This is a genomic window from Thalassospira sp. UBA4513 (assembly GCF_002388495.1).
GTDB lineage: Bacteria > Pseudomonadota > Alphaproteobacteria > Rhodospirillales > Thalassospiraceae > Thalassospira > Thalassospira tepidiphila.
Map to the genome: position 1 here is coordinate 40,830 of NZ_DGMR01000012.1, position 14,059 is coordinate 54,888.

At 51.1% G+C, this 14,059-nt stretch carries 12 protein-coding genes; 4 read left to right on the forward strand and 8 right to left on the reverse strand.

The genetic code is table 11. The features are described 5' to 3' along the window. Positions 1-12: 12 nt before the first annotated feature. The 3 genes from B2T33_RS05200 to B2T33_RS05210 form a co-directional block, all read right to left on the reverse strand. A complete protein-coding gene (locus tag B2T33_RS05200; protein ID WP_063086220.1) occupies positions 13-1,560 on the reverse strand; it encodes a hypothetical protein in 1,548 nt (515 codons plus the stop codon). 69 nt (positions 1,561-1,629) lie between these two features. Next, positions 1,630-3,618, reverse strand: a complete 1,989-nt coding sequence (locus B2T33_RS05205; RefSeq protein WP_209220771.1) for an ATP-dependent nuclease — start codon at positions 3,616-3,618, stop codon at positions 1,630-1,632. 262 nt (positions 3,619-3,880) lie between these two features. Then, the gene (locus tag B2T33_RS05210) at positions 3,881-4,087 is read right to left on the reverse strand and encodes a DUF3892 domain-containing protein (protein WP_063086221.1); all 207 of its coding nucleotides are present in this window, start codon (positions 4,085-4,087) and stop codon (positions 3,881-3,883) included. Between the two features lie 726 nt (positions 4,088-4,813). Between B2T33_RS05210 and B2T33_RS05215 the strand changes: the two genes are divergently transcribed. The 3 genes from B2T33_RS05215 to B2T33_RS05225 all read left to right on the forward strand — a co-directional run bounded on the left by B2T33_RS05215 (position 4,814) and on the right by B2T33_RS05225 (position 8,094). Next, complete coding sequence (locus B2T33_RS05215; RefSeq protein ID WP_198155600.1) at positions 4,814-5,116, forward strand: hypothetical protein; 303 nt, start codon at positions 4,814-4,816, stop codon at positions 5,114-5,116. A 576-nt stretch (positions 5,117-5,692) separates the two neighbouring features. Beyond that, on the forward strand, positions 5,693-7,468 hold the full coding sequence (locus B2T33_RS05220) for a thiamine pyrophosphate-binding protein (protein WP_063086225.1): 1,776 nt from the start codon (positions 5,693-5,695) through the stop codon (positions 7,466-7,468). 122 nt (positions 7,469-7,590) lie between these two features. After that, positions 7,591-8,094 (forward strand): MarR family winged helix-turn-helix transcriptional regulator, encoded by a 504-nt coding sequence (locus tag B2T33_RS05225; RefSeq protein ID WP_063086228.1) that lies wholly within the window; start codon positions 7,591-7,593, stop codon positions 8,092-8,094. Between the two features lie 15 nt (positions 8,095-8,109). Here the strand turns inward: B2T33_RS05225 and B2T33_RS05230 are convergent, their stop codons facing one another. Genes B2T33_RS05230 through B2T33_RS05250 form a run of 5 tightly spaced genes read right to left on the reverse strand, consistent with a single transcriptional unit; the run spans position 8,110 to position 12,732 of the window. Further along, positions 8,110-8,559, reverse strand: a complete 450-nt coding sequence (locus tag B2T33_RS05230; protein ID WP_063086230.1) for a hypothetical protein — start codon at positions 8,557-8,559, stop codon at positions 8,110-8,112. Positions 8,560-8,563: 4 nt separating this feature from the next. Continuing rightward, positions 8,564-9,445, reverse strand: a complete 882-nt coding sequence (gene nadC / locus B2T33_RS05235; RefSeq protein WP_063086232.1) for a carboxylating nicotinate-nucleotide diphosphorylase — start codon at positions 9,443-9,445, stop codon at positions 8,564-8,566. Further along, on the reverse strand, positions 9,442-10,434 hold the full coding sequence (locus tag B2T33_RS05240; protein WP_175494872.1) for an ABC transporter substrate-binding protein: 993 nt from the start codon (positions 10,432-10,434) through the stop codon (positions 9,442-9,444). The genes nadC and B2T33_RS05240 overlap by 4 nt, the downstream gene beginning before the upstream one ends. Then, entirely contained in the window at positions 10,431-11,654 is a 1,224-nt protein-coding gene (locus B2T33_RS05245) for a Gfo/Idh/MocA family oxidoreductase (RefSeq protein ID WP_223304935.1), read from the reverse strand. The genes B2T33_RS05240 and B2T33_RS05245 overlap by 4 nt, the downstream gene beginning before the upstream one ends. Further along, complete coding sequence (locus tag B2T33_RS05250) at positions 11,638-12,732, reverse strand: PDR/VanB family oxidoreductase (RefSeq protein WP_223304934.1); 1,095 nt, start codon at positions 12,730-12,732, stop codon at positions 11,638-11,640. The genes B2T33_RS05245 and B2T33_RS05250 overlap by 17 nt, the downstream gene beginning before the upstream one ends. Between B2T33_RS05250 and B2T33_RS05255 the strand changes: the two genes are divergently transcribed. Then, positions 12,721-13,998: a Rieske 2Fe-2S domain-containing protein gene (locus tag B2T33_RS05255; RefSeq protein ID WP_063086236.1), complete on the forward strand. Its 1,278-nt coding sequence runs from the start codon at positions 12,721-12,723 to the stop codon at positions 13,996-13,998. The genes B2T33_RS05250 and B2T33_RS05255 overlap by 12 nt on opposite strands. Positions 13,999-14,059 lie beyond the last annotated feature (61 nt).

Consider the following 14,059-nt stretch of genomic DNA (forward strand, 5'->3'; position numbering starts at 1 on the left):
CAGTTGGCTTCTTTAACGTGATTTACTCGGGCTTCGTGCAACACACCGAAACACAATCACTACGATACACGTTGGATACATAGCGTCTTCGGGATATCGACGTTCAAGAGTGGTCACGCAGTTCTCCAAACTTACCACCGATGCATCCTCCTCAGGGAGATCAAGAACCAAGACGAATCCCAAACGCGAGATGGCGGCATAAGATGCAGCTTGCCCACCTGGAGGGAAAGCTTTCTCAATATCGGCCAAATCTATTGGTTTTTTGCGTCCGCGACGTACTTTCAGTTCAATGGGGATTGAATCATCAAACAGTATGTCTGCCTCTCCACCGAAGCGTTCCGGCTTTTTGACGACGCGTGCGCCAAATTCACTCCGCAGGCGCTCATAGATAAATGGTAGAAAAAACTTGTCTTCAATCTGAAGAGTTTTTTCGTCTTTATGCTGCTCCAGCCAAACTTCGGCTAGCTCTCTCATGAGACTCGGTTCTTCGATACAAAACGAGGCTCTTCGAAGAAGCCCTGAGCATATTGCACCAAACGACTGCTCAAGTTCGGCTTTCCCACCAAACACTAATCCCTGACGTACGTGCTGATGTAAACGATGATACAGAACGAGCTCAGTTTCATTCAGCAAAGATCTCGTTTGGGGACTAAGTCCCGCATCCACAGCACCAAAGATATTTTGTTTTGCTGGCCGCCGAACAAAATAGCGAACAACAACATCGTTTCGCTCGCGGGGATCACTCTCCAAATCAAGGTCAATCAGATCAAGATAACCGTTCACTTCTAGGAACAATGGTAGAAGAATTTTATCCTCTAACCCCGAAGTGCCAATTCCAAGCATTGTTAAATCCATGTTGTCAAAAACTTGGATCGCCCACCTAAAGGGAATTCTATTAGACAGCAGGGTGAATTCCGTTTCTCCCGTCGTATCAAACCGTTCGTCTAATTGATTTACGAGAAGCTCCACCTGCTTTCTGAAATCTATACGCGGCCCAGAATCTCCGGGTCGATTCTGGGCTGTCGCAAGGAGCATGAGGAGTTTTGAAGAAAGCTCCAAAGCAAAAGGGATACGTTTGGAAACCTCTTCACATAGAACTTTCGGGCAGACCGCTATGTCAAAGACTTGCAGTCCATCAACTTCCGCACATGAAACACGCTCTACACACGGAGCAAGCTCATCAACCTCGCTACCTGTTTCCAGCCATTTGAGTCGAGTTGCGATATGATCTTGGTAATGCTCAAGAAGGGTTTTCTCTTCTCCTGTGGGGCTCATTTCAACTCCAGTCAGAGCTGACAGAGCATCACCGACAAGTTCTGACATTTTATGCGTATGCCTAATCGTTTCAGCTGCGAGACTAGACACCAACGCTTCTTTGCTGACCTTTCGAAAGAAATCGCAGAGAGATAGCTGAACAGTTATTGTTCGCTCAAGTTTAGGGTCTGGGCATTTCATCAAAACGAGCCGTGCAAAGAAGGTCTCACAAAGTTCGGTAAAGCGGAGCTTATGATGCTCGCGGGCAATGAAGCCCCCCATTTTCTCCGTATCATTTTCGGTCATCAGATTGCCTCTAAGGCTTGTGTCGTCACCAATTTTGTTTGCAAGAAACTAGAAGAGTTGTTGATCGTGTCACCCTGCTGATTGAGCTTGGGGACTCCCCGTTAATCTCACATTCCCATCTTCCCCATGTTGCGCTGCCCACTCCGACAACTGCTCGAGCAACTGGTCAAGATGTGGTTTCTGCGAATCGTAACCATCTGGATCCGGTGAGCCTTCAACGTATAACTCAATCATTCGGTCAAGAACCATTTCGCCAACTGCTTTGTCAGATGTCACAGCCTTGTAGGCTTCATAGGGTTTGTCTTTGCCAAGCTCCTCTCCACCAAGAAACCGTTCAAAGTCGGGAATACTCCAACGATGTCGAACATTGATACCGTCTTGACGACACGCGATAACAGCTTCGCGAATAGAGTTGTTAATTGTCCACATGGGGTTGTGGCTCTCGCCAGACTTGGAGAAAGGCCAATCAACATCATGAACAATCCCAAAGTCTGTCTTGAAATGATGCAAGATCTTCATGAGCGGTATCAGTATCGCTTTGCCTCGTGCTCGAATGATGCTGGCACTCCGCTTCAAATTGGAGTCTTCATTCTGAACAGAGCCAAGGAACGCAGCCTGTTCGGTATCTCCCTCCACCAGGATAGGATAACTGCCAAAAAAAACTTCAGCCAAACTGACATCCGTCAATTGCAGTGCCTTCAGGTTTTCTTTCTCATCAGGGGAGAACGACACCTGGTCTGCTACATAGATAAGCGGCGAGATCGATTTTCCGTCGACAGACCGCTCCAATCTTGCGATCGTCGTGTGATCTTCCAACGGGTTGATGAAATAAGGCGAGTGCGTTGTGATAAGCACTTGCCAATCTGGATGATTGGCGAGTGCATAGAGATGCGTTTGAGCCAAACGGGCCGCCATCGGATGCAACGCATTTTCCGGCTCGTCCATGAGCAATATATAGCCGGGCAATGCAGGGTCTTCCGCGTCGGCAGGAAAATCTCCGGTACCGTCTAAGGCAGCAAGTGTCGCAGCTAACTGTTCTATTTTGGCCTCATCTCTTGTTTTCTTCTTTTCTTCGCTGATCAAAGCCTTCTCAACAGCGGTACGACGCTCCTTGTCACGCTCCATCTCGTTATGGACCTGTAGCATCGACCAAAAAAGTGCTCGGCGCGCTCCCGTGCCTTGCTGGGTAAGCTGAGACTTTCCACTTGCCTCCTCGATCCTTATTCCTGATCCCTGTTTAAGTAAGGTCTCAATTTTCAAATCTGGTGGTGGCATTTCCACTTGCAGCTTTACCCCGAGATCAGGAAATACAGCTTGCAAGCTCCCCATCACTTTTTCTGAGATTTCATTTATCCGTGCTTCGTGCGGTACAGCCACTTTATTCACTGTATCGGCAAGTGCCAGTCTTGCTTTAAACAGATCCGAATTCTCGTCCTTCGCGGACGCCTTTAACTCGGTCACGATGGGGCTCAAAGCCAAAGTGAGGAGCACTTCTTCCGTTTTGATCGCGTCATCTAGAGAACCGACACGCATTGGCTTTGGTAAACGAGACTTGAATACATTGTCGGCCCCGCCGGCCTTACCATCACTTGCCCAGTCCTCGACCTCTGGATCCCAAGTCTCACGCGTAATGCCTTCACGATCTGCAGGCCATATCCAGCGACTTCGTACGATGCGCAGACCGTTGCCGTCATCAAATTTCCATTTCTCGTCAACATTGCCCATACCCTCAGGGATATGCACATCAAGTTGAATTTCCGACGCTTCACCTTCGGGAGCCCAATTGCAACGATCCTTGGCATAATCGAATGAACTCGGCGTGTGCGCCAGCTCGTAGGCTCTCAGGATTGTAGTCTTTCCGGCGTTGTTTGCACCAACCAGGCAAAGAATATTGTCCAGCTTAACGGTCAATGTCTCGCTGCCAATACATCCGACATTCTTTACGGAAATACTTACTAGTTTTGATCTCATCTCTCCCCCCATTTGCCAAAGGAACGTCCCAATCAGAAGGTATGAAAAAACCTTCCAGATCGATTTGTGCAATTTGATGGGAGCCATTCTAGACCAGAAGCAAACGTCAATGCTTGATCAACCACGCCCCAATTAAGAGTAGGGGGGCTATGCAAAGGTGGTTAATGGTTTGCTGGAAAGTGCCAAAACTATTGGTATCACAAAATCCGCTTCAACTGGGTTATCCCACTACATATTTTGTCATGGGTAGCACTCCTGCCCTCAATTCGGCCAACATCTCGGAAGAATAGCAGAGTTTAAACGGCAGCAATTTCGCCTTTAGTACTCGTGTCAGAATGTGCAATGAGACTTAACGGTTCACATTGTCTTTTTTCGAGCGATCAGGATTGTCGCGCGCGTATTCCCGACCATTGATCTTCACAACATGGGCGTCAGGATGCTGACCTTTTTTAATCTCGTTCACTATTTGCTTACGCGGAACATTCTTACGAGGTCCAACGTCGTAGTGCTCGTTGCGCCCACCGGGACCGTCGTTCTTTCCTTTGATCTTGGTCATCATCAAGCTCCTTGGAAATCTACTGAAAGCACAGAATAAAACAACTTCAGCGAATCTTCACTTAAAAATAATCAACCAAAAGACACTATTCACCTATTTGCGCCACCGATGATCGAAACAGGGCCCTGCCATCTGCCTTTTCTTCTTGGCCGAACAGTAGATGAATTTGTCCGTTAAAAGACCTTAACGGACAAATTCACAGCCGAAACGATTGCCCGCCTGCTTGACAGGGTATCCTCTCCACCCAACATCTCAATTCTGGGCTGTCGGCACCGTTTGGCTCTAAGCCTCCCCCGACAGACAATGGCCAAAGCTCGCCAATCTCCGGCGGGCTTTGGCTTCTCCGAAACGATCGGCTCGCCGAGAGGCCAGGCCGCACCGCGCCGCCTATCTTTCGCCCAGGGAAAAGGGTCAGTCCGGCTTCGGGTGCTTTTCCAGATATTCGCCGATCTTTATGCCAATGAGCAGCAGGACGAAAAAGGCCCCGGTGCCGAAGAGAAAAAGATTGATGCTGGTGGAATCCATAGGGACCTCCCTTGTCATGCATCCAACTCTCGACCCATGTCACCCTTGTATGATGGGCGAAACGGGACGACATTTCCAGCTTGTTGACGGGCAGAAGAGATAAAACGGGAGGCACGGACCACGGCAGCGCACTTCAGCCAGAACCCCAGAGCGACTGCGGTCGCGCTCAAGGCCTATCGCAATATTGCACACAACTGGGCATTGTCCGCCCGTCAGGCGGCAGCCCTTGCCGATATGTCCCCGGGCAAATGGCGCGGCGCGCGCCGCCCGAATTATCGCGGCCGGATCAATGTCGATCAGATGCTCAGGCTGAGCGCACTGATCGGCATCTATCGCAGCCTTGAGCTGTATTTTAACACGCCGATCGCCCGCTCCTGGATATTGCTGCCCAATCAGGGGCCGCTGTTTCTTGGGGCGAAACCCCTTGATGTCATGATCGCAGATGGATTGCCAGCTCTGCTTACAACCCGGCAATATCTAGACAACTGTCTGGACGGACAGTGATAGCGCGTATCGGTTTCAGATCAGATACCGGCAATAGCCAAGATTGCTTTGAAACTGTTGACCAAGGTGAGTCATCTGCCATCGAGGCGAAATGACTCTCCGAACCGAGATACTGGCTGGTCGACTCCCTCTCCTGCATGTCAGACTGCTCTTAGAGTTTATTCCTCAAACAGTGCCACGCATTCGTAGCATTGAGCACGATTGCGGATACGGAGTTTGGTCAAGGGTGGAGCCGCCATTGGTCCAGTAAAGGGACAGGGTTTTGCGGCGTGTAAGAGCAGGTCTGTTTATCGTCTAGGGCAGCACGTCGCAGTGACATCACGAACCGCGCATTTATCGACCACCTCTTTCCAGTGCACATTCAAGTGCCCGGCGACGGCCTCACCATCCGCTCCCAAACAAGCAGGAAGTCCCGCTTAGCTACCCAGACGGAAAAACAGAAGCAGATTGCTCCGTCACGAGGATCAGAGCCGCAGATAGCATCGGAAAACCCGTTTGACATGATATTAGATATCGAAGTACTTAAATGGGAGACTATAAAGAACACCAACTAAAGTAAAAAATCGGGAGGAAGAGATGGAAAAGGTCGAGCGGCCTGTCATATCCGAGACAACAGGCTTGTGGGGGAGCGATCTGATCGCGGAGATGCTGCGTGCTCTCGATGTCGAATATGTAGCGCTTAATCCCGGTTCCAGTTTTCGTGGGCTGCATGACAGCCTTGTTAATCATCTGGGCAACGAAAATCCTCAAATGCTGTTGTGCCTTCATGAAGAACATACCGTCGCAATTGCACATGGCTGGGCGAAGGTAACCGGACGGCCTATGGCCGCGATTGTGCATGCAAATGTCGGTTTAATGCATGCGACAATGTCTATCTACAATGCCTGGTGTGACCGAGTCCCTGTTATGGTCTTTGGGGCAACCGGTCCTGTCGATGCGACGGAACGACGACCTTGGATAGATTGGATCCACACGTCGCGCGATCAGGCGGCGATTGTTCGGCCATATGTCAAATGGGATGATCAACCTGCATCGTTATCTGCTTCGCTTGAGGCCATGATTCGCGGCGCTTTAATTGCAAAAACAGCACCCATGGCTCCTGTGTATATTTGTTTTGATGTTGCAGTACAGGAAGAGGCTGTCACAGCCCCGATCAAGACACCCGATCCAAGGCGTTTTAAGTTGCCTATGTCACAGGGATTATTGCCCGACGCGCTTGCGGAACTTCACACGCGGCTAAAAGAGTCCCGGTCCCCAGTATTTCTTATGGGCCGAGTTTCTCGGTCTGCAGATGACTGGGCATACCGAGTGGCTTTGGCAGAGCATTTCAATGCTCGCGTTCTCACCGATATCAAACTGGGTGCGGCCTTTCCGACAGACCATTCTCTTCATTCCGGAACGCCAGGATTTTTCCTTTCCCCTGATGGTGCAAAAGTCCTCAACGAAGCTGATTTGATTGTCAGTTTTGACTGGGTAGACGTTGCGGGCACACTCAAACAGGCTGGCGCTCAGGCCGAGAATGCACCACTCGTTCAGCTATCGGTTGATCACCAACTTCACAATGGCTGGAGCCTTGATCATCAGGCCGCGGTTCGAGCTGATCTGCATATTGCGGCTGAGCCCGACATCGTCATACGTACACTATGTAAAGAGGTCGGTTTAACACCCCAATTGAAACCGCAGAACTTGCCGGCTTTCAGTACCGGAAAGTTGACAGATGATTTGGGACCTATGGATGTAGATACCCTTGCTGCGGCCCTCGGCGATGGGCTTAAAAACGAGGTTGTGTCTCTTGTTCGTCTGCCATTGAGTTGGGGCGGGGATTTGTGGCATTTCCGTCATCCACTTGACTATCTTGGCTATGACGGTGGCGCAGGTATTGCCTCAGGGCCGGGTATGCTGGTCGGGGCAGCACTGGCACTGAAGGGTACAGATCGGCTACCCGTTGCCGTGTTGGGGGATGGCGATTACCTTATGGGTGTTTCGGCCTTCTGGACCGCGGCCCGTTACGGTATCCCTTTCCTCGCGATCATTGCCAATAATCGATCTTTCTATAATGACGAAATCCATCAGGAAAAAGTTGCCGTCAGCCGTGAACGTCCAGTTGAAAACAAATGGATCGGTCAGCATATTGGAGGACCTGATATCGATCTTGCCGCCATGGCCCGCGCGCAAGGGGTAAAGGCCATTGGTCCCGTGACCAATGCGCGTGATTTGAAATCGGCAATTGAGGTGGCACTCGAGGATGTCAGACAGGGCAATGCTGTCGTTATCGATGCACGCATCACCCCGGGTTACAGCAAAGCAATGTCTGCGGGAATGACCCGCACGGCGGATGAAACAGCAGAGTAAATATGGCATGTGTCAACCATGCTTGATATGCTGTGTATCAAGCATGTTTGACTCCTCTATACGACGACTGTATCAGTCAAACGCAAAATATTTCAGTTGGCTTTAAGGGCGTCGTTTTGTTCATGACCGATAAAGAAAACAGAGTTCCCAATTCGCGAGAGCGTCTTGCTCATATTATCCGGTTGGCAACTCGGGGTTTTAACCGGTCTTTGCAAATACGTTTGGCCTCTCATCATGTTACGTTCGGGCAGTGGATATTTTTACGCATCCTGTGGGAGCAGGAAGGTCTGACACAACGTGAGTTGAGTGAAGAAGCCGGATTAACTGAACCCACAACCCACACGGCTCTGCAGCGGCTTGAAGCGCTTGGTTTTCTTGAAAAAAGAACGCTAGCCGGAAACAAGCGAAAACAGCATGTGTTTCTGACCAAGCGTGGCAAAGAACTGCGCATCGAACTTGAACCGCTTGCCGTAGAGGTGAACGAGGTTGCGCTGGCAGGATTGTCATCTTCCGAGTTGGATATAATCCGTAAGGGGATGCTTCTGATTCTGGATAATCTTGAAGAGGATGAGCGAAAAGCAGGTGAAGAGGGGCGAAAGGTCCCTCCTACCCGCATTCCGACTTAAGTTTTTTTCAGGTATTTAACACGGCGCGGTCGCAGAAAGCCTCTCGATAAAGGTATCGGTCGTGGTTATTTCGCGAAGCGGCATGTTTTCGCTTCCGGCATCTGGATTTGCATCATAATTCAGTCCTTCACCATCCCAGAACCACCAATAGACAACATTTCCTTGTCGGTCCCTGATGGGAATACGGAATGTCGGGAAGGTGCTGTCACTGGAGGGGACCTTCGTGCTTGTCACTTTTCGCCCTTCAAGCATGCCTCGCTCGATTGCGGAAAATAACGGCAGCATAACCGTGAAGACTGATTGACCTGATGCGAGTTCGAGAATGTTTTCCGGAGGTTTTTTGTAGTAACCCGGCAATGCACGAATGACTTCTGGATAGGCCGGGTGATTATGTGTGATCTGTACATAGGCAAAACCACCCGGAAGTTTGACCTCAATCACATCGCCTGGCTGAAACTGTTTCATTTTCCTATCCCAGTGTTACGTCGAGGCCAATATCAAGGGTTGGTGCCGAGATCGTGATTTTCGAGCTTGAGATATAATCAACCCCGGTTTCAGCAACGTCCTTGATGGTGTCGATATTGATGCCACCGGATGCTTCGATCCGCGCACGGCCGGCATTAAGGGCAACCGCCTCTTTCAGACCGTTGATGCCGAAATTATCAACCAGCACCGTTGATGCGCCCGCTGCAAGGGCTTCTTCAAGCTGTATCAGCGTGTCGACTTCGATCTCGATTACGACAAGATGGCCGACATAATTGCGGGCAGCTTCAATTGCGTTGGTGATAGATCCGCAAACGGCAATGTGGTTGTCTTTGATCAGGACGGCATCATCAAGACCAAAGCGATGGTTGGCACCGCCCCCACAGCGCACCGCATACTTTTCAAATGCGCGCAGGCCCGGTGTGGTTTTCCGCGTACAGCAAATGCGTGCCTTTGTATGAGCAATTAGATCTGCGAACTTTGCGGTTGTCGTTGCGATGCCTGACAGATGGCACAGGTAGTTTAGCGCAACGCGTTCCGATGACAGTATGGCACGTGCATTGCCGGTCACCCGGGCGATTTCATCACCCGGGGCCAGAACATCTCCATCCTTCTTGAATGCCTCAAACGCCAGCCCCGCACCGGCAAGTGCAAAGGAACTTCGTGCGAAATCGACACCACATAAACGCCCGGCTTCACGCGAGACCAAAGATACTTTTGCACTGAGATCAGGACCAATTGTTGCATCCGTGGTCAGGTCGCCGGCGCGTCCAAGATCCTCCTTAAGGGCGGCGCGAACGCCTTCCTCGATCAGAATGTGCGGCAAGGAGGGCATGACTGCAGATGTTTTTGCGATGGTATTGGTCATAGGCTGAAGACCTCACGCGTGGAGGGGTGGAAAAGCTCGTCGATCGAAAGTTTGCGCGGTGAAAGTCCTTGGCGGTAGTGATAGTCAAGGAACGTCTCGATGACTTTGCGGTTTGGCGCAACGCCATAGGGCCAAAGATCATCACCCAGAAGGTTTTTCGCGCGATCAAGCGTGTCTTCGACAAACGGCATCGTGACCTTCGTCGCGGACGTGTCGCTCAGCGCATCAAGCGCCATCTTCTTTGATTGCGAGAACGCCTTAAGCAGCGCCCCGGGAAGCCATGGATGCTGCTCAGCCAAGCTTTTGCGGACACCCAACACATGCATGATCGGGAAGATCGATGTACGTTTATAGTGGTCTTCTGCCGCTGAAATGCTGTCAGTGAACAGGCGCCCGACATGCGGGTGACCTTCGTTAAAGCATTTTGGCCAACGCGGACCAATGAAACCATCAATCTCACCGTCCATCAGCATCTGATTAAGCGTCGCACCGTCTGGCGCCTGGGTCATTTTGACATCATCGGGCAGATCAACCTTGATCTTTTCCGGCCGACCCGGCGTGTCCATGCCACCACGTACCCAATGGATGTCGGATGGTTTTACCCCATAGTCATCCTCAAGAATGCCTCTCACCCAGACATTTGCCGTCAGCTGATATTCCGCAATACCGATGCGGCGTCCTTTGAGGTCTTCGGGGCTATTGATGCCTTTGTCCGTCCGGATGTAAACCGACGTGTGGCGGAAGGCGCGCGACAGGAAGACCGGAATTGCCACATAGTGAGATTCTTCTCGTGCGAGTTTTACGCAGTAGGACGAAAATGAAAGCTCGCTGACATCGAAATCTTCGTTACGGAATGCCCGGAAGAACATTTCTTCCGGGGACAGCAGCATTGATACGGGATCTACGCCATCAATTTTGACGCGTCCATCAAAAATCGGCCTGGTGCGATCATAGTCTCCGTAGGCAAGTGAAAGTGTCAGATTACTCACGAGTTTCCTCCAATATTTGTTTTTTGTGTCTGTATTTGATGAAGCAGCTTGACCGGTGCTGCCGCTTCTGCGGATTGCAAAATCGCGTGGCACGCTTCAAGCGTGGCAAGGCCCCAGCGCCCGGTTTGTGATGGCGGAGCGTTAAAGCGGACAGCTTTAATCAAGGCGGAGTTAACGCCGGCGCGTGGGCCCATCTCCAGCGGTGCAGGAATGTATTTCTGTTCGAAATGGCCGTGCAGCCAAACCCCGTTGGGCGTAATCCGCAGATCGCCGCCGTCACACGAGACAATGATCGGGCCAAAATGTTCGTGGTTTGGCGCGGGTGGTCGTGCCGGGGTTTCGCCATATGTTCGACCGGATTTCAGGGCGGATTCTTCTTCCGGGCTTGAAACCTTGGTCAAGGCTTTGCGGGCTTGACCGTAGCTTTCAGGGTCCTTCGGATAGCCAAGTTCGCCAACCCAGCCTTGCCATACATCGGAATCAAAATGCGCGTAGCCCGAATAGGTCAAAGAGGCAAAGGCACCGCCTTCAAATGTAGCCAATGCGCTATATGCGCCTTCAGTCGGGCGGGCCGGATCCCAGTTCCCGGTGGCCGCAGTGATGGTTTTCATCATGCCGCCACCCAGAAGCCTAACAATATCAAGCTGGTGGACAGCCTGACTGAAAATCACTCCGCCGCCTTCTTCTGTGACGAGTTCCTCCGGTCGACGCGGACGATATAGGAAGTCGGTATAGTTCATTGCATGAATCATGCGGACGTTGCCGACATCGCCAGACTGAATGATCTTATGGGCCAACATTACAGCCCCATCAAAGCTGTGGCTGGGGCCCACAATCAGTTGCACGCCCGCTTTCTCACAGGCTTCGACCATTTTGATGCCGTCTTCAAGATGGATCGCAAGTGGCTTCTCAACCAAAACATGCTTTCCGGCTTTCGCAGCAATTTCCACGTGATCGACATGCATTTGATGCGGTGTGGCGATATAGACGGCTTCGACGTCCGGATCGGCGCAAATATCCTCGACGTTCTGATAGGTGCGCCCGCCAAACTCCTGCTCGAACGCCGCACGTGAAGATTCCCGCGGTGCGCATGCCGCAACAAGTTGCACCCGATCATCTGCATTGATGCTTGGCAATGTCAGCATGAACCCGCGACCAAGCCCGATGACGCCAAGGCGCAAGGGCGCCTCAAGCTTCGGCTGATTAGAGTTCGATGACAAGATTTCCCTCCCTTGCGCGGGAGACACAAATCATGATCTGGCTGTCTTTTTCTTCATCCATCAGGACCATGTCGCGATGGTCAACATCCCCTTCGATCAGCTTGCAGCGGCAAGTGCCACAGGTGCCGCTTTCACAAGAGCTTACCGTTTTGATGCCATTATCACGAAGTGCTTCGAGAACGGACCTGTCAGCAGGAACCGTGATGGTGGTATCGAGATTGGCGACTTTCACTTCAAACGGTTTATCGTCTTCGCGCACGGCATCGACGGCTTTGAAGTCTTCGAAATGCACACGCCCTTCCGGCCAATGGCCTGAGATGGCTTTGATTTCTTCCATCAAGGGGGATGGACCGCAGCAATAGACATGCCCGGCACCGGGCTCTTCGAAGTGATCCCAGAAATCATAAACCTGATTGAGATCGCCATTGTCGTGATGAAACTTAACGCGTGATCCGAATGCGTTTTTGATATCATCCAGATATGCAGTTTCCTCGGCAGATCGGGTGCAGTAGATCATCTCGAACGGCTTGCCCTGCGCAGACAGGTGATTGGCCATTGCGTAAATTGGAGTGACCCCGATTCCGCCTGCAATCAGCAAATATTTCGGTGCATTTTTGAGTGCGAACGAGTTCTCGGGTGCCTGAATTGTAATCTCGCTACCTTCAGTAGCTGACTCGTGCATTGAGGATGATCCGCCACGCGATTCAGGCTCGCGTTTCACGGCAATCACGTAGGTTTCCGGAAATTCCCCATCATTAACAAGCGAATAGCGGCGCATCGCGCCGGATGGCGTTTCGACGGTGATATGCGATCCCGGCGCAAAGGCAGGGAGTTCGATCTCATCCACGGGGGAAAGCGTAAACTCGCAAATATAAGGCGTTAGCTGACGCCGTGCCTCTACGCGCATTTTTATGCTTTCTAATTCTGTTGACATTTTTTCCTCCCGAAGTAACTTTGATGAATAAATTAGATATCTAATAATTCTTGTCAAGTCACTAGATGCCTGTAATGATGTGATATTGATTCTTTGATATCTAAGAAAACACAAAGGAGGAGAGTTCACGTTATGCTCAGCCATGAAGAGAATGACCTGTTAACCCGCGTCTCGGGTGATGCGCCAATGGGGAAGCTGATGCGCCAGCACTGGACGCCGGTTTGCCTCATTGAAGAAGTTGCCGAAGCGGATGGCAAACCGCTGCTGGTGGAGGCGATTGGCAATCGCTATGTCGCCTTTCGGGATTCAAACGGAAAGCTTGGTCTTCTTGATGAGCTCTGCCCGCACAGACGTGCATCTCTGGTTTTTGGTCGTAACGAAGATTGCGGACTGCGGTGCCTCTATCACGGCTGGAAGTTCGATGTTGAAGGCAACTGTGTTGCCATGTCGTCCGAACCCGAAGGCAGTCCGCTACATGAGAAGGTAAAGCACAAGTCTTACAAGACCGTCGAATGGGGGGGCTTTGTTTGGGCATGGCTTGGCGAAGAAGAAGACATGTATCCGTTTTCGCCACCTGCATTTGCCCCGACCGAAGATACCCAGGTTTCAATCCTGAAAATCAGGATTCCGGCCAACTGGGCGCAGATTACCGAAGGGCAGATCGATTCCGCACATTCGTCCAGTTTGCATTCATCGGATATGAAGCCGGCCCGCGTTGAAGGCGCTTCCGCGGATGATCAGGCATGGTACCGCCCTTCGACGGATAAATCTCCGCGCATGCAGACCCAAACGACCAGCTACGGCTTCCACTATGCTGCGATCCGTAAGCCGATCAAAAATCCTAGTACCCATAACTATCTTCGTATTACCGAGTATATTGCACCCTATACATCTCTGATCCCGCCGAATAACAATTATAATGTTGCGAGTGTTATCGTTCCTATTGACGATGAAACCACTCATTTCCATTTCATTGCCTGGGGTGGAAAGGCCTGTCCGACAACCGAAGAGTGGCGAAAATTCAATCACGCACAAAAAGGCATTCACCTTGATGATCGTTGGGTCTCCCAGCGTCAATTGCACAATAATTTCCTGCAGGATCGCCAGGCTATGAAGCTCGGGAGTTTCACGGGTGTTAAGGGTATTCCCAATCAGGATATTGTGATGTGGGTATCTATGGGTGCCATTGTTGATCGATCGGTAGATATTCTTGGGGCTTCCGATCTCGCGATTGTCGAGTTTCGCCGCTTGATGGTTGATGCAGCCAGAAAAGTTGCTGCCGGTGGCGATGCGATCGGTACCGTCGAGCCAAGAATTCCGCATGCAGACATCGCTTCGCGCGAGGGGGTCTATCCGCAGACAGTGGATTGGCGAACTCTTGTGGAAGAGAAAAGTGTCGCTGCCGAATAAGGTTTTGATAGCAGGTTCGTTTGTGAGCCTGCTATTTTTTTCGAACAAAACTAAGATATCT